Annotated in this window: 20 protein-coding genes and 1 riboswitch; of the genes, 12 read left to right on the plus strand and 8 right to left on the minus strand. The window is 60.5% G+C overall.

The genetic code is table 11. The features are described 5' to 3' along the window. The 7 genes from RYA97_RS00350 (at window position 1) to madM (ending at window position 4,769) form a co-directional block, all read left to right on the plus strand. The gene (locus RYA97_RS00350) at window positions 1-300 is read left to right on the plus strand and encodes a malonate decarboxylase subunit delta (protein WP_004654333.1); all 300 of its coding nucleotides are present in this window, start codon (window positions 1-3) and stop codon (window positions 298-300) included. Beyond that, a complete protein-coding gene (locus tag RYA97_RS00355; protein WP_005743081.1) occupies window positions 293-1,144 on the plus strand; it encodes a biotin-independent malonate decarboxylase subunit beta in 852 nt (283 codons plus the stop codon). Before RYA97_RS00350 ends, RYA97_RS00355 begins: the two co-directional genes overlap by 8 nt. Next, a complete protein-coding gene (gene mdcE / locus RYA97_RS00360; RefSeq protein ID WP_117140333.1) occupies window positions 1,141-1,941 on the plus strand; it encodes a biotin-independent malonate decarboxylase subunit gamma in 801 nt (266 codons plus the stop codon). The genes RYA97_RS00355 and mdcE overlap by 4 nt, the downstream gene beginning before the upstream one ends. Next, window positions 1,935-2,573, plus strand: a complete 639-nt coding sequence (locus tag RYA97_RS00365; RefSeq protein ID WP_005743079.1) for a malonate decarboxylase holo-ACP synthase — start codon at window positions 1,935-1,937, stop codon at window positions 2,571-2,573. Before mdcE ends, RYA97_RS00365 begins: the two co-directional genes overlap by 7 nt. Next, window positions 2,570-3,505, plus strand: a complete 936-nt coding sequence (mdcH, locus tag RYA97_RS00370) for a malonate decarboxylase subunit epsilon (protein WP_005778739.1) — start codon at window positions 2,570-2,572, stop codon at window positions 3,503-3,505. Before RYA97_RS00365 ends, mdcH begins: the two co-directional genes overlap by 4 nt. 69 nt (window positions 3,506-3,574) lie before the next feature. After that, entirely contained in the window at window positions 3,575-4,003 is a 429-nt protein-coding gene (gene madL, locus RYA97_RS00375) for a malonate transporter subunit MadL (RefSeq protein ID WP_002551699.1), read from the plus strand. Between the two features lies 1 nt (window position 4,004). Further along, window positions 4,005-4,769 (plus strand): malonate transporter subunit MadM, encoded by a 765-nt coding sequence (madM, locus tag RYA97_RS00380; protein ID WP_004666470.1) that lies wholly within the window; start codon window positions 4,005-4,007, stop codon window positions 4,767-4,769. Between the two features lie 10 nt (window positions 4,770-4,779). Here madM and RYA97_RS00385 read toward each other — a convergent pair whose 3' ends face one another. Next, window positions 4,780-5,706 carry a LysR substrate-binding domain-containing protein gene (locus tag RYA97_RS00385; RefSeq protein ID WP_005731031.1) on the minus strand — a complete coding sequence of 309 codons (927 nt, stop codon included), beginning with the start codon at window positions 5,704-5,706 and terminating at the stop codon, window positions 4,780-4,782. A 154-nt stretch (window positions 5,707-5,860) separates the two neighbouring features. On the opposite strand from RYA97_RS00385, the gene trhA reads away from it, so the two are divergent. Beyond that, window positions 5,861-6,475, plus strand: coding sequence for a PAQR family membrane homeostasis protein TrhA (gene trhA, locus RYA97_RS00390; protein WP_002551702.1), 615 nt, complete (start codon window positions 5,861-5,863; stop codon window positions 6,473-6,475). Between the two features lie 21 nt (window positions 6,476-6,496). Here trhA and RYA97_RS00395 read toward each other — a convergent pair whose 3' ends face one another. Continuing rightward, window positions 6,497-7,216 (minus strand): 16S rRNA (uracil(1498)-N(3))-methyltransferase, encoded by a 720-nt coding sequence (locus RYA97_RS00395; protein WP_005743076.1) that lies wholly within the window; start codon window positions 7,214-7,216, stop codon window positions 6,497-6,499. Window positions 7,217-7,358: 142 nt separating this feature from the next. Beyond that, the gene (locus RYA97_RS00400; RefSeq protein ID WP_005778744.1) at window positions 7,359-8,765 is read right to left on the minus strand and encodes an adenosylmethionine--8-amino-7-oxononanoate transaminase; all 1,407 of its coding nucleotides are present in this window, start codon (window positions 8,763-8,765) and stop codon (window positions 7,359-7,361) included. Window positions 8,766-8,974: 209 nt separating this feature from the next. Here RYA97_RS00400 and RYA97_RS00405 point away from each other — a divergent pair, with 209 nt between their 5' ends. From RYA97_RS00405 to RYA97_RS00415, 3 genes are all read left to right on the plus strand, one after another. Further along, window positions 8,975-10,834, plus strand: coding sequence for a flavin monoamine oxidase family protein (locus tag RYA97_RS00405; RefSeq protein ID WP_117140334.1), 1,860 nt, complete (start codon window positions 8,975-8,977; stop codon window positions 10,832-10,834). Between the two features lie 356 nt (window positions 10,835-11,190). Further along, window positions 11,191-11,739 carry a cytochrome b gene (locus RYA97_RS00410; RefSeq protein ID WP_002551706.1) on the plus strand — a complete coding sequence of 183 codons (549 nt, stop codon included), beginning with the start codon at window positions 11,191-11,193 and terminating at the stop codon, window positions 11,737-11,739. A gap of 27 nt (window positions 11,740-11,766) precedes the next feature. Next, entirely contained in the window at window positions 11,767-12,345 is a 579-nt protein-coding gene (locus tag RYA97_RS00415; RefSeq protein WP_002551707.1) for a YceI family protein, read from the plus strand. A gap of 646 nt (window positions 12,346-12,991) precedes the next feature. Here RYA97_RS00415 and RYA97_RS00420 read toward each other — a convergent pair. The 3 genes from RYA97_RS00420 to ahcY form a co-directional block, all read right to left on the minus strand. Beyond that, window positions 12,992-14,869, minus strand: a complete 1,878-nt coding sequence (locus RYA97_RS00420) for a DEAD/DEAH box helicase (RefSeq protein WP_005743072.1) — start codon at window positions 14,867-14,869, stop codon at window positions 12,992-12,994. Between the two features lie 311 nt (window positions 14,870-15,180). Continuing rightward, entirely contained in the window at window positions 15,181-16,026 is an 846-nt protein-coding gene (metF, locus tag RYA97_RS00425; RefSeq protein WP_003346344.1) for a methylenetetrahydrofolate reductase [NAD(P)H], read from the minus strand. Between the two features lie 192 nt (window positions 16,027-16,218). Continuing rightward, on the minus strand, window positions 16,219-17,628 hold the full coding sequence (ahcY, locus tag RYA97_RS00430; RefSeq protein WP_002551710.1) for an adenosylhomocysteinase: 1,410 nt from the start codon (window positions 17,626-17,628) through the stop codon (window positions 16,219-16,221). A gap of 23 nt (window positions 17,629-17,651) precedes the next feature. Next, a riboswitch (S-adenosyl-L-homocysteine riboswitch) is annotated at window positions 17,652-17,762 on the minus strand. A gap of 220 nt (window positions 17,763-17,982) precedes the next feature. On the opposite strand from ahcY, the gene RYA97_RS00435 reads away from it, so the two are divergent. Next, window positions 17,983-18,378, plus strand: coding sequence for an acyl-CoA thioesterase (locus RYA97_RS00435; protein ID WP_005778753.1), 396 nt, complete (start codon window positions 17,983-17,985; stop codon window positions 18,376-18,378). Window positions 18,379-18,527: 149 nt separating this feature from the next. On the opposite strand, the gene otnI is transcribed toward RYA97_RS00435, so the two are convergent. Both otnI and RYA97_RS00445 read right to left on the minus strand, forming a co-directional pair. Then, window positions 18,528-19,313 (minus strand): 2-oxo-tetronate isomerase, encoded by a 786-nt coding sequence (otnI, locus tag RYA97_RS00440; RefSeq protein ID WP_005743070.1) that lies wholly within the window; start codon window positions 19,311-19,313, stop codon window positions 18,528-18,530. A gap of 22 nt (window positions 19,314-19,335) precedes the next feature. Continuing rightward, window positions 19,336-20,793 carry an SLC13 family permease gene (locus tag RYA97_RS00445; RefSeq protein WP_005743069.1) on the minus strand — a complete coding sequence of 486 codons (1,458 nt, stop codon included), beginning with the start codon at window positions 20,791-20,793 and terminating at the stop codon, window positions 19,336-19,338. Window positions 20,794-20,850 lie beyond the last annotated feature (57 nt).

The following is a 20,850-nucleotide window of genomic DNA, read 5'->3' on the forward strand; positions in this document are numbered from 1 at the left end:
ATGGAAACCCTGTCTTTTGAATTCCCTGCCGGACAGCCGCCCAAAGGCCGCGCGCTGGTAGGTGTGGTTGGCTCGGGCGATCTGGAAGTGCTGCTGGAGCCCGGTTCGCCAGGCAAGCTATCAATTCAGGTGGTGACCTCGGTCAACGGTGCTTCGCTGCGTTGGAAACATCTTTTCGAGCGCATGTTCGACGGCCAGACCCCGCCTGCGCTGAGCATCGACATCCACGACTTCGGGGCCACGCCCGGCGTGGTGCGCTTGCGTCTGGAGCAGGGCTTCGAGGAGATCGGTCATGACTGATAACGCACGTTTGCTGAGCCAGCACAGTTTCATCGAGCTCGGTGCACGGCAGCGCGCCCGCGCTCTGCTGGATGCCGACAGTTTCCGCGAATTGCTTGGCCCGTTTGATCGCGTCATGTCGCCCTGGCTTGCCAGACAAGGCGTTGTCCCTCAAGCCGACGATGGCGTGGTGGTTGCCAAGGGCACTGTTGATGGGCGGCCGGTAGTCATTGCGGCCATTGAAGGCTCGTTTCAGGGCGGCAGCATGGGCGAAGTCGGCGGCGCAAAAATGGCAGGCGCGCTGGAGCTGGCTGCCGAAGACAACCGCAACGGTATTCCCACCGCTGCCATCGTGCTGTTGGAAACCGGCGGTGTGCGTTTGCAGGAAGCCAATCTGGGCCTGGCGGCGATTGCCGAGATTCATGCCGCGATGGTCGACTTGCGTCAGTACCAGCCAGTGATCGGCGTGGTTGCAGGCAGCGTCGGCTGTTTTGGCGGGATGTCCATCGCTGCGGGCTTGTGCAGTTATCTACTGGTGACCCAGGAAGCCCGCTTGGGCCTGAACGGCCCGCAGGTGATCGAGCAGGAAGCCGGCATCGAAGAATACGACTCCCGTGACCGCCCGTTTATCTGGAGCCTGACCGGTGGCGAACAGCGGTTTGCCAGTGATCTGGTGGACGGTTTTGCCGCAGACGATGTGGCCGATGTCCGGCAGCAGGTCAGCGGCTGGCTCAAGCAGGGCGTACCGGCAGCGCATCGCAGCAGCCAGTACGAACTGTTTTTGCAGCGCCTCGCCAGCCTCGACACCGGAGCGCAAATCGATCCGCAGAGTGTACGTACCCTTTATCAAGGAGCCCGGTCATGAGCTATTCACAACGGGGTTTGCACTGGTTCAACGCATTGAGCGCAGGTGCTACGCAAGTTGACGGTCTGCCTGCCTCGCTCAAGGTCGCCGATGGCTTGCTGGGCGAGCAGCCGGTGCGCTTTGTGGCGGTGGTTGCCGATACCGGCAATCGTTTCCCTCGGGCGCGTCAGGGCGAGGTCGGTCTGCTGGAAGGCTGGGGCCTGGCCAAAGCTGTGGATGATGCCATCGAGCAGGACCGCGACCGCGCCGAAAAGCGTGCATTGATTGCGATTGTCGATGTGCCGAGCCAGGCCTATGGCCGCCGCGAAGAAGCGCTGGGCATTCATCAGGCGCTGGCTGGGGCGGTGGACAGCTATGCACGGGCGCGTCTTGCCGGGCATGCGGTGATTGGTCTGCTGGTTGGCAAGGCTATGTCCGGCGCGTTTCTGGCCCATGGGTATCAGGCCAATCGGCTGATTGCACTGCGTGATCCCGGCGTGATGGTGCATGCGATGGGCAAGGCTTCCGCCGCTCGGGTAACACTGCGCAGTGTCGAAGACCTGGAAAAGCTCGCCGCCAGCATTCCGCCAATGGCCTACGACATTGACAGCTATGCCAGCCTTGGTCTGCTGTGGGAAACCCTCTCGGTCAGCCAGATCGAGCAGCCCACTGCGGACGACCTGACTCAGGTCCGCAATGTTCTGAGCAGTGCGATCAACGACGTGCAGGCCAGCGGGGTCGACCTGAGCAGCCGTCTGGGCGCGAGCAATCGTGCGGCATCGGCTACCGTGCGCCAGTTGCTGCGGGCGCAATGGTGATCGACAGCGCTTGCGCAGTACTGCCCCATGATTTGCTGTGGGGCATGCCACTGTCTGCCTTGTCGGACGATGCGCCCAAATGGGCGGTTGAAACGGTGCTGGCCGGGCAGCCGGTCGTGGTGCGTCGGCAGGCCATGCCAGCCGGTCAGGTGGCCGTAGGGTTGCGCGGCTACGGTCGTGAGCAGCGCTATGCCGCGAGCATGCTGTTGGCGGATGTCTATCGGCGGGTAACCCCCGAACAACTGGTCTTGTGCCCGGTCGAGAATATTCAGGACTGGCCCGCATTGCGTGCCTTGCGTCAGGTCCGCCCGGTGATGGATGCGCTGGAACTGGTCTGGGGCGTTGGCGGCAGCGCCGGGTTCGAATTGGCCAGTGGTATTGCGGCGTTGAATCAGGACAGCGATCTGGACCTGATTTTGCGCACGCCTGAGCCGTTAAGTCGCAGTTGCGCAGCCGAATTGGTCGAGGCGCTGGAAACATCGGTCTGCCGGGTCGATGTGCAGCTGCAACTCGATCATGGCGCTGTGGCGTTGCGTGAATGGGCGCGCCCAGCGGGGCGGGTGTTGCTCAAGACCGCAGCAGGGGCGCGGCTGGTTGCAGATCCGTGGCATCTGATCGGGGCGTGCGCATGAGCAGCCTGTGGGTGTTTCCCGGTCAGGGCGCGCAGCAGGCCGGCATGCTGCATCAATTACCCGACGACCCTGTCGTCCACGATTGCCTGCAGGAAGCTGCCGATGCTCTGGGCGAAGACGTACTGGCGCTGGACAGCACTCAGGCGCTGCAAGCGACCCGCGCCGTCCAGCTTTGCCTGTTGATCGCCGGTGTCGCCTGCGCCCGCCTGTTGCAGGCGCGCGACTGTGTGCCGGACTACGTTGCAGGGTTGTCCATCGGCGCTTATCCGGCAGCGGTGATTTCCGGGGCGCTGGCCTTCGCCGATGCCGTGCGTCTGGTGGCGTTGCGCGGCGAGTTGATGCAGAGCGCCTGGCCCGAAGGTTATGGCATGACTGCGGTGATCGGTCTGGACCAGACACAGGTCGAGGCGTTGATCAGGCAAGTACACAGCCCGCAAATGCCGGTGTTTCTCGCCAATATCAACGCCGACAACCAGATGGTGATCTCGGGCAGCGTCGAGGCGATGCAGCAGGTCAGTCATTTGGCCAAGGCGTCGGGGGCCGCGGCGGTCAAGCGTCTTGCGGTCAGCGTGCCGTCGCATTGCGCCTTGCTGGAAGCTCCCGCGCAGCAACTGGCAGAAGCCTTTTCAAGGATTGCGTTGCAGGCACCGAAGATACGTTACCTCAGCGGCAGTACGGCGCGTCCGCTGCTGAATGCCGAAAAACTGCGTGACGACCTGGCCTTCAACATGTGCCGGGTCATCGATTGGCGCAGCACCGTGGAAACTGCCTGGGAGCGAGGCGTGCGCCTGCACATCGAATTGCCGCCCGGTGCCGTGCTGACCGGGCTGGCGCGCAAAGTCTTTCAGCAAGGAACAGCGCTGGCCTTTCAGGCTGCGCGTCTGGACAGCCTGATCGCGCTGTCGCACGAGGAGGGTCGCCGCACTCCATAGAGCCGCCGTGCAGCTGCTACGAAGGACAAAAACAACAACTTCAGCAATGCAAACAGAGGAATAACAACAATGATTATCTATGGTGTTGCACTACTGGCTATCTGCACGCTCGCGGGCGTGATTCTCGGTGACATGCTCGGCGTTCTGCTGGGCGTGAAATCCAATGTGGGCGGGGTCGGGATCGCCATGATCCTGTTGATCTGCGCACGCCTGTGGATGCAGAAACACGGCGGCATGACCAAGGACTGCGAAATGGGCGTGGGTTTCTGGGGCGCGCTGTACATACCGGTCGTGGTGGCGATGGCCGCGCAACAAAACGTTGTGACCGCACTCAAGGGCGGGCCGGTGGCGGTATTGGCCGCTGTCGGTTCAGTGGTGCTCTGCGCCTGCACCATCGCAGTGATCAGCCGCACCAATCGCGGCGAGCCTTTACCCAAGGAAGAGCCGCTGCTGACGCCTGTGATCAAGCCTGAAATAGCCCCGGCTGGAGGTCGCTGATATGTGGGACCTCATCGAGAAAGGACTTGAACACAACGGCCTGATCACCGCATTTGCCTTCGTCGGTATCATCATGTGGGTCTCGGTGGTGCTTTCAAAGCGCCTGACCTTCGGCCGGGTGCATGGCTCGGCCATCGCGATTGTCATCGGGCTGATTCTGGCCTGGGTCGGCGGCACGTTGACCGGCGGCCAGAAGGGGCTTGCCGATATGGCGCTGTTCTCAGGCATCGGCCTGATGGGCGGGGCGATGCTGCGTGACTTCGCCATCGTGGCGACTGCCTTTGAAGTGCAGGCCACCGAAGCACGCAAGGCCGGGCTGATCGGAGCAATTGCCTTGCTGTTGGGCACGATTCTGCCGTTTATCGTGGGCGCGAGCATTGCCTGGGTGTTTGGCTACCGCGATGCAATCAGCATGACCACCATTGGCGCGGGTGCTGTGACCTACATCGTCGGCCCGGTGACCGGTGCTGCGTTGGGTGCGACCTCTGACGTGATGGCCCTGTCGATTGCCACCGGCCTGATCAAGGCGATTCTGGTGATGGTCGGTACGCCCATGGCGGCGCGCTGGATGGGGCTGGACAACCCGCGTTCGGCGATGGTTTTCGGTGGTCTGGCGGGTACTGTCAGCGGCGTTACCGCAGGGCTGGCGGCAACGGATCGGCGTCTGGTGCCTTATGGTGCGCTGACCGCCACTTTTCATACCGGACTGGGCTGTCTGCTGGGGCCGTCGGTGCTGTATTTCATCGTGCGCGCAATCGTCGGTTAGATCCCTTCGATCAGGTCGCCTGCTCCAGCAGGCGATTCGCATACATCCGACACTCGGCCAGCAGCGCCAGCAGGTTAGGGTCTCGCTCTCTGGACTTGAGAAAGACCATGCCGATGTGTTGCTGCATCCGGTAGCGGCTCTGCAATGGAATCAGCCGCACGCGGTTTTCATACACTGCGGCTATGCGCCCCGGCAGCAGCGCATAGCCGACGCCGGAACTGACCATGCTCAGCAGGGTGAAGATGTCATTGACCTGCATCGCCACTTTGGGCTCGAACCCGGCCTGCTGAAACACCCGTATGCCATCGCGATGAGTGGCAAAGCCTTGGGTGAGGGTGATAAATGTCGCTTCACGCAGGTCGCTGAGATCCACCTCGCTGTGCTCGGCAAACGGCGAGTCGGTGGGCACAGCCAGGAAGATATCGTCGGAAAACAACGCCAACTGCTCGCAGTCCGGGTCATGGGTGCTTTCATCCAGCGACACCAGCATGGCGTCGACTTCCATGTTCTTGAGCTTGTACAGCAGGTCCATGTTCGAACCCAGAATCAGATCGATATTCAGCTCGCTGCGGCGGATTTTCAGGCCCATGATCAGCTGCGGCACCGTCTTGACGGTCAGTGAATACAAAGCCCCAAGGCGGAAGCGTGCCGCCGAAAAGCCTGCCGCCTGACGGGTCAGCTCTACGGTGGCGAGCACATCCTGCACCAGCTTCTGCGCACGCTCTTCCAGCACATACGCGCTTTCCAGCGGCGTAAGGTTGCGGCCTTCGTGTTTGAACAGCGGGCAACGCAGGGCGCTTTCCAACGAGTGAATGGCGCGGTGCACGCTGACGTTGCTGGTCTGCAACTCCTCCGCCGCCCGCGCCAGATTGCCGGTGCGCATGAAGGCCAGGAATATTTCCAGTTTCTTGAGCGTCAGTTCGTCATCGATCTGCATGTCGTGGCGCTGGTTATTGATGTGCGCTGATTGTGCACAAGTCGTGCGCCGATAGCTGCTTAAAATATCCGTCACTGAAACAGGGTGTTGCGATTTGTTTCAATAACCGCGAGCCTCTGCTCCCAGTGTTTTGCCACAAGAGGGTATTGAGCGGATGTATTACGGAGAAAAATTCAACGCCTGGTCCCACCTGGTGGGTGCAGTACTGGCAGGTGTCGGCGCAATCTGGCTATTGGTGATGGCGAGTCTGCACGGCGATGTCTGGAAGGTGGTCAGCATTGCGATCTATGGCGCCTGTCTGGTCACGCTGTACAGCGTTTCGACGATCTACCACAGCGTCAAGGGCCGTTCGAAATCGATCATGCAGAAGGTCGATCACTTTTCGATCTACCTGATGATTGCGGGCAGCTACACGCCGTTCTGTCTTGTGACATTGCGCGGCGCGTGGGGCTGGACCCTGTTCGGTATCGTCTGGGGGCTGGCGCTGATCGGCATTGTGCAGGAGATAAAACCCCGCTCTGAAGCGCGAATCATGTCCATCGTGATCTACGCCGTGATGGGCTGGATCGTCCTCGTGGCGGTCAAACCACTGATTGCTGCGCTCGGCCTGGCGGGCTTCATCTGGCTGGCCGGCGGCGGCGTGCTTTACACCGTCGGCATTCTGTTCTTCGCCTACGACCAGATCCGCCACTTTCACGGCATCTGGCACCTGTTCGTCATCGGCGGCAGTTTGATGCACTTCGTGGCGATTTGTTTTTATGTGCTGTGAGGAGGGGACGAGCATCAGTAGTCAGAAATCGCCCCACAGCTGTTGCGCCACGCTGAGCGCGACCACCGGGGCGGTTTCAGTGCGCAGAACGCGCGGGCCGAGGCGCGCGGCGTGGAATCCAGCGGCTTGCGCCTGATCGACTTCTGCGTCGTTCAAGCCGCCTTCCGGACCAATCAGGAAGGCCAGGCTGGCTGGCTTGTCATGGCTGGTCAGCGGCTCGGCCACCGGGTGCAGGACCAGTTTCAGGTCGGCCTCGGTATGCTTGATCCACTCGGCCAGCGGCATCGGCGCATGAATCACCGGCACCACCGAGCGACCGCACTGCTCGCAGGCGCTGATAGCGATCTGTTGCCAATGCGCCTGGCGCTTCTCGGCGCGCTCGTCCTTGAGACGCACCTCACAGCGCTCGCTGACAATCGGGGTAATTTCGCTGACGCCCAGCTCGGTAGCCTTCTGAATAGCCCAGTCCATGCGTTCACCACGCGACAGGCCCTGGCCCAGATGAATACGCAGCCCTGACTCGACTTGCCCGGCAAAGCTTTCGGTCAGTTGCACATGCACGCGCTTCTTGCCGACTTCCAGCAAGGTGCCGCGAAACTCCTGGCCCGATCCGTCGAACAGTTGCAGCGCGTCACCTTCGGTCATGCGCAGCACGCGGCTGATGTAATGCGCCTGGGCCTCGGGCAGTTCGTGCTCGCCCAGGCTAAGCGGCGCTTCAGTAAAAAAGCGGGAGAGTCTCATGGTGTGTCTCGGTTCCGGTGTTGTTTTGTGATGGCCCTTTCGCGGACAAGTCCGCTCCCACATTAATGCGGTGTTGCCCGGTCCGCTCGTGGGAGCGGACTTGTCCGCGAAGGCGTCAGTCGCGGCGCCGCAAATTCCAGCCCTAGCCCGGATCCCTGAAATCCGGATGAAAGTTCTCGCGCACGGCAACACTGACACTGCTGCGCGTAGCGATATCAATGCCCTCGGTGGCCACCTCGGCCAGAAAGTCGATCTGCTCCGGGGTAATCACGTACGGCGGCAGAAAATACACCACACTGCCCAGTGGTCGCAGCAATGCACCGCGCTCCAGCGCATGCTGAAAGACCTTCATGCCACGCCGTTCCTGCCACGGGTAGGCGGTCTTGTTGGCTTTGTCCTGAACCATTTCGATAGCGATGGCCATGCCGGTCTGACGCACTTCCGCCACATGTGGATGGTCCACCAGATGCGCCGTGGCTGTCGCCATACGCTGCGCCAGTGCCTTGTTGTTTTCGATGACGTTGTCCTGCTCGAAGATATCCAGTGTCGCCAGCGCCGCCGCACAGGCCAGCGGGTTGCCGGTGTAACTGTGTGAGTGCAGAAACGCGCGCAGCGTTGGGTAGTCGTCGTAGAACGCGTCGTACACATCATCGGTGGTCAGGCAGGCCGCCAGCGGCAGGTAGCCACCGGTCAGTGCCTTGGACAGGCAGAGGAAATCCGGACGGATACCCGCTTGTTCACAGGCGAACATGGTTCCGGTGCGGCCGAAACCTACGGCGATTTCATCGTGGATCAGGTGCACGCCATAGCGGTCGCAGGCGTCGCGCAGCAGCTTGAGGTAGACCGGGTGATACATGCGCATGCCGCCTGCGCCCTGAATCAGCGGTTCGACGATCACTGCCGCAACGCTGGCGTGGTGTTCGGCGAGGGTCTGCTCCATGGCGGCGAACATGTTGCGCGAATGCTCTTCCCAGCTCATGCCTTCCGGGCGGTGATAGCAGTCGGGGCTCGGCACCTTGATGGTGTCGAGCAGCAGCGCCTTGTAGGTTTCGGTGAACAGCGGTACGTCACCGACCGACATCGCCGCCATGGTCTCGCCGTGGTAGCTGTTGGTCAGGGTGACGAAGCGTTTCTTGTCCGGCTGGCCGCGATTGAGCCAGTAGTGAAAGCTCATCTTCAGCGCGACTTCAATGCACGATGAGCCATTGTCGGCGTAGAAGCAGCGGTTGAGGCCTTCAGGGGTCAGTTTGACCAGCCGTTCGGACAGCTCGATGACCGGCTGATGACTGAAACCGGCAAGAATCACGTGCTCCAGTTGGTCGACCTGATCCTTGATGCGCTGGTTGATGCGCGGGTTGGCGTGTCCGAAAACGTTGACCCACCAGGAGCTGACAGCGTCCAGATAACGCTTGCCTTCGAAGTCTTCAAGCCATACGCCTTCACCGCGCTTGATCGGTATCAACGGCAGATTTTCGTGGTCTTTCATCTGGGTGCAGGGGTGCCACAGGACCTTCAGGTCACGTTGCATCCACTGGTCATTGAGGCCCATTTTCAATCTCCGGGTAGCGACTCGCCTGATGCGAGGACGAACAATCGCGCAAGCCTATGCAATGCCCGGCTGCGGAACAACCTTTGATGCAGTTTTAACAGCTGATGGACATTGCTGGCGGCTATTTGATGGCTCGCGTATCCTGCGCAGCAAGTCGATATGCCGGGCTGACTTGCCCAATCTTCCCTATGTTTTCTGGAGTTCGCCGAATGCTTTCTGGGTGGCTGCGCGCCTGTGCGCTGATAGTGGCAGGGTTGGTCAGCGTTTCTACGCTCGCCGATGAAAAACAACGAACCGCCATTGTCGTCGGTGGTGGTCTGGCAGGCTTGACCGCTGCCTATGAACTGCAGGCCAAAGGCTGGCAGGTGACGCTACTGGAAGCCAAGCCCAGCCTGGGCGGACGTTCCGGTCTGGCGACCAGCGAGTGGATCGGCAACACCAAGGCTCAGCCAGTGCTGAACCGCTACCTGGACAGCTTCAAGCTGCCTACCGTGCCTGCGCCTGAATTTGTTCGCACGCCCAGCTACTTGATCGACGGTGTGTACTTCACCCAGGCTGACCTGGCCGTCAAACAGCCTGCGACCGCCGAAGCCATCAAGCGCTACAACGACACGCTGGACAACCTCGCGCGCTCGGTTGACGACCCGGAAAACCCGGCGTCCAACAGCACCTTGTTCGCGCTGGACCAGATCAACGTCGCCAACTGGCTGGACCGCCTGAACCTGCCTGCCACGGCGCGTCAGTTGATCAACCAGCAGATCCGCACCCGCTACGATGAGCCTTCGCGCCTGTCGTTGCTGTACCTCGCCCAGCAATCGCGGGTTTATCGCTCGGTCGACGAGCGTGACTTGCGTGCTGCGCGCCTGCCCGGTGGCAGCGCGGTGCTGACCCAGGCGTTCGTCAAGCAGCTCAAGACCGTCAAGACCAATTCGCCGGTGACGGCAGTCGTTCAGGAGAAGGACAAGGTCACCGTCAAGGCTGGCGCAACCAGCTACACCGCAGATTACGTGGTCATGGCCGTACCGCTGCGCTCGCTGGGCAAAATCCAGATGACGCCTGCGCTGGACGCTCAGCACATGGGCGCGATCAAGAGCACCAACTACGGCTGGCGCGACCAGATCATGCTCAAGTTCAAGACCCCGGTCTGGGACAGCAAGGCACGCATGTCCGGTGAAGTGTTCAGCAACACCGGTCTGGGCATGTTGTGGGTAGAGCCCGCGCTCAAGGGCGGCGCCAACGTGGTGATCAACCTGTCCGGCGACAACGCACGCATCATGCAGGCCTTCGGCGACAAGCAGATGGTTGATCAGGTATTGATCCGTCTGCATGCGTTCTACCCTGAAGCACGTGGCGCTTACACCGGCTATGAAATCCGCCGTTACAGCGTCGACCCGTCCACGGGTGGTTCCTACCTGGCATTCGGTCCCGGCCAGATCAGTAAATACTGGCGTCTGTGGGAGCGGCCGATTCTGCGCGTAGCTTTTGCTGGCGAGCACACCGACACCTTGTACCCGGGCACTCTGGAAGGTGCCTTGCGCAGCGGTCAGCGTGCGGCCGGTCAGGTCCAGGATCTGGCGGCTGGCAAGTCGTTCGAACCGGTCAAGGTTGCACCGCCGAAAGCACCGGCCCCGGCTTCGCAGAAGTCAGAAGGCAATTTCTTCAGCAACCTGTTCGGTGGTTCGTCCGACAAACCGGCTGAACCTGCCAAGCCGCAGGCCGACAAGCCGGGTTTCTTCTCGCGCATGTTTGGTGGTGGTGAAGAACCGGCCCCGGCACCTGCTCCGGTAGAGAAGGCCCCGGAACCGGCTGCAGCTCCAGCACCTGTTACCGCGCCAGCACCCGTGGTTGCGCCGGTTGTCCAGCCTGCCAAGCCGCCGGTAAAAGCCGAGCCTGCGAAGAAACCGGCGACCAAGGCTGAGCCTGCGAAAAAGCCGCAGAGCAAGGAAGCCGCCAAAAAAGAAGCGGCGAAGAAAGAAGCAGCAAAAAAGGAAGCTGCGAAAAAGGCTCAGAGCAAACCGGCTCCTGCCAAAACCCCTGCTGAAACAGCGCCCGCAGACGTTAACAACTGACCGGGCAATAGCTGAGCGAAAGAGGACGCGGTGTATGCCGCGTCCTTTTTTTATGCGCGCTGAATTCGTTCTGTCTGTGTGGGCTGGGGATATCTGAGCGGATCATGCCGTTCATCGGTATCGAACGGCCGATGGTCATTGCAAAGTATTACTGACGGCAAATTATCGAGATGCTGCCGCAGCGAGGACAGCCTGAGATGCTGTAAAGCCTGTCAGGTGTTGGTGTAACCAGCAGAACCGGCGTACGAAAGGTCAAGCAGACCTATCGTATTGTTCGATACGTCCGAGCGAAATTTTGCGCTTTCATTCGATAGATAAAAAGCTAGTCTGGTAACACTTCTGACAAGGTACTGGTAATGCAGCTACGTAATTCATCCTCTCGCTACGGTCTGGTCAGCATGGTGCTGCACTGGGGTGTGGCTGCTGTCGTGTTTGGAATGTTTGCGCTGGGGCTGTGGATGGTCGGGCTGGATTACTACGATACGTGGCGCAAGGCGGGCCCTGATCTGCACAAGAGCATCGGCATCACGCTGTTTGCGATCATGCTGATCCGCGTGGTCTGGCGTCTGCTCAGTCCGCCACCGCCGCCGTTGACCAGCTACAGTAAGTTGACGCGCATCGGTGCTGCATTCGGCCATCTGTTTTTGTACGTCGCACTGTTTGCCGTGATGTTCGCCGGGTATCTCATTTCCACCGCCGACGGCGTGGGGATTCCGGTATTCGGCCTGTTCGATGTGCCCGCGCTGGTTTCGGGCCTTCCTGATCAGGCAGAAACGGCGGGCTGGATTCACCTGTATCTGGCCTGGGTCATCGTGATATTCGCGGGGCTCCATGGTCTTGCTGCATTGAAACACCACTTCATCGATCGCGATGTGACCCTCAAGCGCATGCTGGGTCGTAATTGATTGTTCAACCAAAACGGGAATAAAAGCATGTTGAAGAAGTCTCTCGCCGCTCTGGCTCTGGGTACCGCACTGTTGTCTGCTGGCCAGGCCATGGCCGCCGACTACGTTATCGACAAGGAAGGTCAACACGCATTCGTTGACTTCAAGATCAGCCACCTGGGCTACAGCTTCATTCACGGTACCTTCAAGGACTGGGACGGCACGTTCAGCTTCGACGCTGCCAAGCCTGAAGCCAGCAAAATCAATGTCGAGCTGAAAACCGCCAGCCTGTTCACCAACCACGCCGAGCGCGACAAACACATCTCCAGCAAGGATTTCCTGGACGTTGCCAAATACCCGGAAGCCAAATTCGTTTCCACCGCAGTCAAGTCGACTGGCGAGAAAACGGCTGACGTCACTGGCGACCTGACCCTGCACGGCGTGACCAAGCCAATCGTCATCAAGGCAACCTTCAACGGCGAAGGCAAGGATCCGTGGGGCGGCTACCGTGCCGGCTTCAACGGTACTTCGACGCTGAACCTGAACGACTTCGGCATCAAGGGCCCAGGCCCGACGTCGCAGACGCTGGATCTGGACATCAGCTTCGAAGGCGTACAGAAGAAGTAATTGCACGCTTGATCGAAAAAACGCCGACCCTTGGGTCGGCGTTTTTGTTGGTGCGATGAAACGTCTTGGGATGACTATCGTGCCAATGCTCTGCGTTGGCATGCAGTTCGTGACGCTCTGCGTCACAGATCGGCGCCGCGCTGCCGTCTCAAGATCGGACGCGGAGCGTCCAGGACTGCGCTACCACGCAGAGCGTGGAGATGGATAAAGCGCTTTTTTATCACAATGGCACTGACGACTCAGATTGCGACCTTAGTGACGGCTGAGTCCTGACGCTGATCCGGGGGATGCTCGGCAGGACGCCGAGCAAGCCGCACCGGGCCATGGATGGCCCGTTGCGGCGGGCCCCCGGATCAGTGACAGGGCGAAGGAACCCGACGAAGTCGGGCCGGAAACAGGAGCGAGGGGGTTTGCCTACTTTGGCCCCATCAAAGTAGGTCGCCGAGGGGCGAAAAGGGGGCTTGAGTCTGGAATATATTTAACTGACATCGCAGAGCCCTTGTGTGACGCGGAGCGCCACAAAGAGGGCGCAGAGCGTCCAGAACTGCGCTACCACGCGGAGCGTGGGAGCGATGATCAACATCCTCCAGGGCCACAAACAAAAACGCCCCGAGCAGGTCGGGGCGTTTTTAGTGTTGCGTGGCTATCAGCTGTCGCGATTGCGGGTCAGCAGGGCCGGTTTTTCACCGCGTGGGCGTGTTGGCAACTGGTCCAGTTGCTCGGCAGACGGGAAACGGTCGATCTTGGATTCCTTGTGCACGATCTTCGGCTGAGGCTGACCGTCGCGCGGGGCACGCACGGCTGGCTCCTGACCTTCACGCGGCAAGGGCTGATCTTCACGTGCCGGGCGACGACCGCGCGGCTGGCCATCACGCGAACGCGGAGCCGACGAACCCGAACCGTTGCGCTTTGGCGCACCAGTACCGGAGCCGTTACGAGCGCCGCCCGCAGGTCGACCCGAATTGGCTGGGCGAGCTGCGCCGCCAGCAGCCGGTGCTGCACCGGGCGCAGCAGCAGGACGACGACCACGGTTCTGGCCTTTGCCCTGATAAGGACTGACGTAGTCAGCACGATTGCCGAAGTTGTCTACTTCATCATCGCGGAACTCGTCCGGCGCACGATCGGCTGCCGGGCGCGGTATGGATGGCTGCGATGCACGCTGTTCGCTGCGAGGCGTGCCCTCACGAGGTTTTTTTTCGCGTGGCTGCCTTGCAGGGCGTTCGCCAGTGGCGGCTGCAGTGGCAGGTTTTTCCTTGCCTTTGTCCTTGCCCTTGTCGCGACGACCGCCGTTGTTCTTGTCGCCGGCAGGACGTGCACCACGAGAGTTGCGAACATCCGGACGCTCACGCACTTCCGGTTTTTCAGCCTCGACTGCGGTGATGTCGAAGCCCATCAGGTCGCCATCGGCGATCTTCTGTTTAGTCATGCGCTCAATGCTTTTGAGCAGCTTCTCTTCGTCCGGCGCAACCAGGGAAATGGCTTCGCCCGAACGACCGGCCCGGCCGGTACGACCGATACGGTGAACGTAGTCTTCATCGACGTTTGGCAGCTCGAAGTTGACGACATGCGGCAGCTGGTCGATATCCAGGCCGCGTGCGGCGATATCGGTCGCGACCATGATGCGTACATCACCTGCCTTGAAGTCGGCCAGAGCCTTGGTACGGGCGTTCTGGCTCTTGTTGCCGTGGATCGCGACCGCCGCGAGGCCGTGCTTGTCCAGGTACTCGGCCAGGCGGTTGGCGCCATGCTTGGTGCGGGTAAAGACCAGTACCTGTTCCCAGGCACCGACGGTAATCAAATGCGCCAGCAGCGAACGCTTGTGATTGGCGGCAAGGCGGAAAACCCGTTGCTCGATACGCTCGACCGTGGTGTTCGGCGGCGTGACTTCGATGCGCTCGGGGTTGTGCAGCAGCTTGCCGGCCAATGACGTGATGTCATTGGAGAAGGTAGCTGAGAACAGCAGGTTCTGGCGCTTGGCCGGCAGACGCGCGAGGACCTTCTTGACGTCATGGACGAAGCCCATGTCGAGCATCCGGTCTGCTTCATCGAGCACCAGGATTTCGACGTGGGACAGGTCGACACTGCCTTGACCGGCCAGGTCGAGCAGGCGGCCGGGGCAGGCCACCAGGACGTCCACGCCACGGGACATGGCCTGAACCTGAGGGTTCATGCCGACGCCGCCGAAGATGCAGGCGCTGACGAACTTCAGGTCGCGGGCATAGAGCTTGAAGCTCTCGTGCACCTGTGCGGCCAGTTCGCGGGTCGGGGTCAGGACCAGAACGCGTGGTTGACGCGGGCCATGACGCTGGGATTTGTCCGGAACACCATTGGGAAACAGCCGCTCCAGAATTGGGAGGGCGAAACCGCCGGTTTTACCAGTACCGGTCTGTGCCGCAACCATCAGGTCGCGACCTTGCAACACGGCGGGAATGGCCCGCTGTTGCACGGGGGTAGGCTGGGTATAGCCCGCTGCCTCGATGGCGCGGACTAAAGCCTCGGAGAGACCGAGGGAAGCAAAGGACATGAGTAATCCTGTTCTGTTGGAGCTTAAGCTCAAGGGATGTCTTGCCTGGCGCGAATGGCGTGTAAAGACAACGCGATCCCGTCCGGTCCTGCCGGGTCTTCAGTGCATTCCGTGACGCCTGCGCTTGATGAAAATTGCGCTGTTGGCGTGAACGGATGACGATTGCAAGACCGGGCGTCCGGGCGTAAGCCTGGCGGGAAGGCTGGAGTATAACAGAGCGAGCGCAATACGCCGCTTTCCTGCTGCCCAACGGTGTATGAGGCCGCGATCCCCCGGAAATTACCGGTCGGACCGCGGTGCCGCAGCCGTTTTCAGCGTGGCAGTTGCAGGTTGTTCCACACCGCCAGGCTCGGTTCTGCCTGGTTCAGCGTGTAGAAATGCAGACCGGGGGCGCCGCCTTGCAGCAGTCGTTCGCACATCTGCGTGATGACTTCTTCGCCAAACGCCTGGATGCTTTGCACGTCATCGCCGTAGGCTTCCAGCTGTTTACGGATCCAGCGCGGGATTTCCGCACCGCAGGCATCCGAGAAACGCGCCAGCTTGCTGTAGTTGGTGATCGGCATGATGCCCGGCACGATCGGAATGCTGACGCCCATTTTCTCGACCCGCTCGACGAAGTTGAAATAGCTGTCGGCGTTGAAGAAGTACTGCGTGATTGCACTGTCGGCGCCGGCGTTGGCCTTGTTGACGAAGTGCTTGAGGTCGTCCTCGAAGTTGCGCGCCTGCGGATGCATTTCCGGGTAGGCGGCGACTTCGATGTGGAAATGGCTGCCGCTTTCCTGGCGAATGAAGCTCACCAGGTCATTGGCGTGACGCAACTCACCGCTGGCCATACCCATGCCGGAAGGCAGGTCGCCGCGCAGTGCCACGATGCGTTTGATGCCCGCATCCTTGTACTGCGCCAACAGGTTGCGCAGGTCGTCCTTGCTGTCGCCCACGCAGGACAAATGCGGCGCAGCAGGGACTTTGATCTCGTTTTCCAGCTGCAGCACGGTATTGAGCGTGCGGTCGCGGGTCGAGCCACCGGCACCATAGGTGCAGGAGAAAAAATCGGGGTTGTACGTAGCGAGCTGACGAGCAACGGTCAGCAGCTTTTCATGTCCAGCGTCGGTCTTGGTAGGAAAGAACTCGAAGCTGAAGCGGCGTTCTTGGCTCATGGAGGCCGATCTCGATATAGAAACGAACACATACTTTGTAGGAGCGGACTTGTCCGCGAAGGCTTTATTTCAGACGCTGCATCTTGATTGAATGCACAGGCCCCTTCGCGGACAAGTCCGCTCCCACAGATAATTGCCAACTGAGAGAGTGAGAGGCGTCAGGAACGCCGCGCACTCTTCACAGAAGATCAATCAGTAGCGATAAGCGTGCGGCTTGAACGGACCTTCGACGGTCACGCCGATGTAATCGGCCTGGGTCTTGGTCAGCTTGGTCACAACGCCGCCGAAGCCGCGGACCATTTCCAGGGCCACTTCTTCGTCGAGTTTCTTCGGCAGCACTTCAACGGTCAGACGCTCGGCCTTTTTGGCCGGTGCCAGGTCAGCGTACTTCTGCTCGAAGAGGAAGATCTGCGCCAGAACCTGGTTGGCGAACGAGCCATCCATGATGCGGCTTGGGTGGCCAGTGGCGTTACCCAGGTTTACCAGACGGCCTTCGGCCAGCAGGATCAGGTAGTCGTCGTTCTGTGCGTCGAACGAGCCTGGGCCGGTGCGATGGATCTTGTGAACCTGTGGCTTCACTTCTTCCCATGCCCAGTTCTTGCGCATGAAAGCGGTGTCGATTTCGTTGTCGAAGTGACCGATGTTGCACACCACAGCGCGTTTTTTCAGCGCTTTGAGCATGTTCGAATCACAAACGTTGACGTTACCGGTGGTGGTCACGATCAGGTCGATCTTGCCCAACAGTGCCTTGTCGATGCTCGCTTCGGTGCCGTCGTTCTCACCGTCGATGAACGGCGAAACCAGCTCGAAACCGTCCATGCAGGCCTGCATGGCGCAGATCGGGTCGACTTCGGTCACTTTGACGATCATGCCTTCCTGACGCAGCGACTGAGCCGAGCCCTTGCCCACGTCACCGTAGCCGATCACCAGTGCCTGCTTGCCGGACAGCAAGTGGTCGGTGCCGCGCTTGATGGCGTCGTTCAGGCTGTGACGGCAGCCGTACTTGTTGTCGTTCTTGCTCTTGGTCACCGAGTCGTTGACGTTGATGGCCGGGATTTTCAGCTCGCCCTTGGCCAGCATGTCCAGCAGGCGGTGAACACCCGTGGTGGTTTCTTCGGTAACGCCGTGGATCTTGTCCAGCATCGCCGGGTATTTCTTGTGGATGATCTCGGTCAGGTCGCCGCCGTCGTCGAGAATCATGTTGGCGTCCCATGGCTGGCCATCCTTGAGGATGGTCTGCTCGATGCACCACTCGTATTCTTCTTCGGTTTCGCCCTTCCAGGCGAACACAGGAATGCCGGCAGCGGCAATGGCAGCGGCGGCCTGGTCCTGAGTGGAGAAAATGTTGCACGACGACCAGCGAACCTCGGCACCCAGGGCAACCAGGGTTTCGATCAGCACGGCGGTCTGAATGGTCATGTGGATGCAGCCGAGAATTTTCGCGCCCTTGAGCGGCTGGTCACCGGCGTATTTGCGGCGCAGACCCATCAGGGCAGGCATTTCGGATTCGGCAATGATGGTTTCGCGACGACCCCAGGCGGCCAGGGAAATGTCGGCAACCTTGTAGTCATTAAATTCTGCGGGCGTGATTACAGCACTCATTGAGAGTCTCCATTCCATAAAAATGCGAATGGGCGCCGTTGTGCGTTTAAGGTTTGCCGGTCGAGGATCGTCCTGGCAAACAACGCCCCATCCGAGCCTGACAGGGAAAACCTGCTGCAGCGCCCCTCGGACAGGTGGCGGGAACGGTATCAAGCGTGGATGACCGTTTTGAAACGTTGGGCAGTATAGCTGCGCTCGCGATTCTTCCCAAGGCTTTCTGTCGGTTTAAGGGCCATACAATTGCCATCTGTCTGTAATCGAGTCGATGCACATTCGCTATGACACAGGCATGGGCGCGGGCCGTCGGCTCTGCCATCATGCACGTCTCTACCGGCCAGACGCTCAGGAGTGAACATGAATTTCCACACCCGCAAGTGGGTCAAGCCCGAAGACCTCAACCCCAACGGCACGTTGTTCGGCGGTAGCCTGCTGCGCTGGATCGATGAAGAAGCGGCGATCTACGCGATCGTTCAACTGGGTAATCAGCGGGTGGTGACCAAGTACATCTCTGAAATCAACTTTGTCAGCGCCTCGCGTCAGGGCGACATCATTGAGCTAGGCATCACCGCCACAGAATTCGGCCGCACCTCGATCACCCTCAAGTGCCAGGTGCGCAACAAGATAACCCGCAAAAGCATTTTGACTGTCGACAAGATCGTCTTCGTCAACCTCGACGAAGACGGCCAGCCAGCGCCGCATGGCCGGACTGAAATCCGCTATATAAAGGACCAGTTCGACTTAGAGGACTGATACCTCTTCAAGATCGGACGCAGAGCGTCCAGAACGGCATGCGACGCGGAGCGTCGCACGATAGTGTTCTTGCGCAAGCCTGGCGTGCCTGGGCACGACAGTTACAGAGTGATCGTTCCTCACGCTCCGCGTCGTCTATCCCGCGTTTTTCAGCTCTTGGCTTGTAGCTTGCGCAACCACGCCAGACCCACGCTGGTATCGCCTTTGGGGCGGTATTCGCAGCCGATCCAGCCGCTGTAGCCCAGCTCGTCGATGACGTTGAACAGGTGCTCGTAGTTCAGTTCGCCCAAGTCCGGCTCATGGCGATCCGGTACCCCGGCGATCTGAATATGACCAATGCCCGCAAAGTCGCGACGCAGCTTGCTGGTCAGGTCACCTTCGACGATCTGGCAGTGGTAGCAGTCGAACTGCACCTTCAGGTTGTCGGCACCCACCAGCTTGCAGATGTCCTGTGCCTGATCCTGACGATTGAGGAAGAAGCCCGGCATGTCGCGGGTGTTGATCGGCTCGATCAGAATCGTGACGCCTGCGCCCTTGGCTTGCTCAGCCGCGAACGCGAGGTTTTCCAGATAGACCGCCTGATGACGCTCACGCAAGCTTTCATCGGCCAGCAAGCCAGCCATGACATGCACTCGGTCATTGCCCAGCACCTGCGCATATTCCAACGCCTGCTCGATACCGCTGCGAAATTCCGCTTCACGGCCCGGCAGCGTGGCAATGCCTCGCTCGCCTGCCTCCCAGTCGCCTGGCGGGGCGTTGAACAGCGCCTGCACCAGACCGTTGTCGCTCAGGCGCTGCTTGAGTTCCTGAGTGCTGTAGGCGTAGGGGAACAGGTACTCGACCGCGCCGAAACCATCGGCAGCGGCTGCGGCAAAGCGCTCAAGAAAGTCATGCTGCGGGTACAGCATGCTGAGGTTGGCGGCAAAACGAGGCATGTTAACTCCAGTCTTCAAAGGGTCAGACGAATGGCCAAAGCAGCAGGGTGATCACGAAGCCCAGTGTGCCGAGCAGCGTGACCAGTACGGTCCAGGTGCGCAAGCCGTCGGCGACGTTGAGGCCTGCCAGCTTGGTGAACATCCAGTAACCGGCATCATTGATGTGCGACATGGCCAGACCGCCACCGCCCATCGCCAGGCACAATAGAGCCAGGTGGTTGGCGCTCAGGTCCAGCGTTGCGATCAGCGGGCTGAGAATGCCTGCAGTGGTCACCAGTGCAACGGTGGTCGAACCCTGAACAGCGCGCAGCAGCAGGGTCAGCAGGAAGCCCAGCGCGAGTACCGGCAGACCGGTGTTACGCAGCGCCTCGGAGACCACTGCACCAATGCCGGTGTCGACCAGCACCTTGCCGAATACGCCACCGGCGCCGGCAATCAGGATCACCATCGCCACACCCGGCAAGGCCGAGCCGATCACATCGGACACCTGAGTGCGGCTCCAGCCACGACGCGAGCCCAACAGCCAGGCGCACAGCAGGGTATCGATCAGCAATGCCACAAGCGGCGCACCGAGAACGGTCAGCACTGCACGCAGCGTGGACGTGGCTGGCAGCATGGTGGTGGCCAGGGTGCCCATCAGAATCAGCACGATCGGCAACAGAATGAGCGCGATGATCAGCCCGAAACCCGGTGCAGGTGCTGGCGGCAGTTTGCTCGCCAGGCTGCTGGCGCTTTCTTCGATGCCCATTGTTCTGGTTTCAGTGGCTTCACGCACAGCGGAATAATCGTTGCGCGCCCAGGCTTCCAGGTCTTCGTTGGTAACGTGCGGGCCGTAGACTTCGGCGCGAATATCGTCGGTCATCGGGTAGGTCTTGCGGGTCATGCGCCCCGCGACGAAATAGCCGATCATGCACAGTACAGCAACGATCGGAATGCCCAGCATCAGCACCCGGCCAAGGTCCGCGCCCAACTGGCTGGCAGCGGCTACCGCGCCGGGATGCGGCGGCAGGAACGCGTGCACGGCAAGCAAGGCTGCACACATTGGCAGCGCGAAGATCAGCAGCGGCTTGCGTGCCGCCCGTGCCACACCGTATGCCAACGGCATGAGGATGATCACGCCGACTTCGAAGAACACCGGAATACCGACCATGAAGCCTGCAACGGTCAGCGCCAGTGGCGTGCGTCTGTTACCGAAGCGGTTGATCAGGGTTTTGGCCAGCGCCTCGGCCCCGCCGGACAGCTCGATGATGCGTCCGATCATCGCGCCCAAAGCGATGATGATCGCGATGTGGCCAAGGGTCTTGCCCATGCCGCCTTCAATGGTGGTAACCAGATCGGCCGGTTTAACACCGGCGACCAGCGCCACGATAATGCTGACCAGCATCAGGGCGACAAAGGGCTGGAATTTGTACTTGAGCACCAGGAACAACAGCAGTGCGATGCCCGCACCGGCCACGATCATCAACATGAGCGGCGTCATGCCCGTGCACTCCGGTCGATGGTGGTAAAGAGGAACAACGAAACAGCGGGATAGGGG

It is taken from the genome of Pseudomonas syringae group sp. 26L6, from assembly GCF_032587815.1.
In the GTDB taxonomy this organism is placed as follows: domain Bacteria; phylum Pseudomonadota; class Gammaproteobacteria; order Pseudomonadales; family Pseudomonadaceae; genus Aquipseudomonas; species Aquipseudomonas amygdali.

What these genes read in the sequence shown, in the direction of transcription:
- RYA97_RS00350 (WP_004654333.1), top strand. Translation starts at nt 1, where the DNA reads ATGGAAACCCTGTCTTTTGAATTCCCTGCCGGACAGCCGCCCAAAGGC.
- RYA97_RS00355 (WP_005743081.1), top strand. Translation starts at nt 293, where the DNA reads ATGACTGATAACGCACGTTTGCTGAGCCAGCACAGTTTCATCGAGCTC.
- mdcE (WP_117140333.1), top strand. Translation starts at nt 1,141, where the DNA reads ATGAGCTATTCACAACGGGGTTTGCACTGGTTCAACGCATTGAGCGCA.
- RYA97_RS00365 (WP_005743079.1), top strand. Translation starts at nt 1,935, where the DNA reads ATGGTGATCGACAGCGCTTGCGCAGTACTGCCCCATGATTTGCTGTGG.
- mdcH (WP_005778739.1), top strand. Translation starts at nt 2,570, where the DNA reads ATGAGCAGCCTGTGGGTGTTTCCCGGTCAGGGCGCGCAGCAGGCCGGC.
- madL (WP_002551699.1), top strand. Translation starts at nt 3,575, where the DNA reads ATGATTATCTATGGTGTTGCACTACTGGCTATCTGCACGCTCGCGGGC.
- madM (WP_004666470.1), top strand. Translation starts at nt 4,005, where the DNA reads ATGTGGGACCTCATCGAGAAAGGACTTGAACACAACGGCCTGATCACC.
- RYA97_RS00385 (WP_005731031.1), bottom strand. Translation starts at nt 5,706, where the DNA reads ATGCAGATCGATGACGAACTGACGCTCAAGAAACTGGAAATATTCCTG.
- trhA (WP_002551702.1), top strand. Translation starts at nt 5,861, where the DNA reads ATGTATTACGGAGAAAAATTCAACGCCTGGTCCCACCTGGTGGGTGCA.
- RYA97_RS00395 (WP_005743076.1), bottom strand. Translation starts at nt 7,216, where the DNA reads ATGAGACTCTCCCGCTTTTTTACTGAAGCGCCGCTTAGCCTGGGCGAG.
- RYA97_RS00400 (WP_005778744.1), bottom strand. Translation starts at nt 8,765, where the DNA reads ATGGGCCTCAATGACCAGTGGATGCAACGTGACCTGAAGGTCCTGTGG.
- RYA97_RS00405 (WP_117140334.1), top strand. Translation starts at nt 8,975, where the DNA reads ATGCTTTCTGGGTGGCTGCGCGCCTGTGCGCTGATAGTGGCAGGGTTG.
- RYA97_RS00410 (WP_002551706.1), top strand. Translation starts at nt 11,191, where the DNA reads ATGCAGCTACGTAATTCATCCTCTCGCTACGGTCTGGTCAGCATGGTG.
- RYA97_RS00415 (WP_002551707.1), top strand. Translation starts at nt 11,767, where the DNA reads ATGTTGAAGAAGTCTCTCGCCGCTCTGGCTCTGGGTACCGCACTGTTG.
- RYA97_RS00420 (WP_005743072.1), bottom strand. Translation starts at nt 14,869, where the DNA reads ATGTCCTTTGCTTCCCTCGGTCTCTCCGAGGCTTTAGTCCGCGCCATC.
- metF (WP_003346344.1), bottom strand. Translation starts at nt 16,026, where the DNA reads ATGAGCCAAGAACGCCGCTTCAGCTTCGAGTTCTTTCCTACCAAGACC.
- ahcY (WP_002551710.1), bottom strand. Translation starts at nt 17,628, where the DNA reads ATGAGTGCTGTAATCACGCCCGCAGAATTTAATGACTACAAGGTTGCC.
- RYA97_RS00435 (WP_005778753.1), top strand. Translation starts at nt 17,983, where the DNA reads ATGAATTTCCACACCCGCAAGTGGGTCAAGCCCGAAGACCTCAACCCC.
- otnI (WP_005743070.1), bottom strand. Translation starts at nt 19,313, where the DNA reads ATGCCTCGTTTTGCCGCCAACCTCAGCATGCTGTACCCGCAGCATGAC.
- RYA97_RS00445 (WP_005743069.1), bottom strand. Translation starts at nt 20,793, where the DNA reads ATGACGCCGCTCATGTTGATGATCGTGGCCGGTGCGGGCATCGCACTG.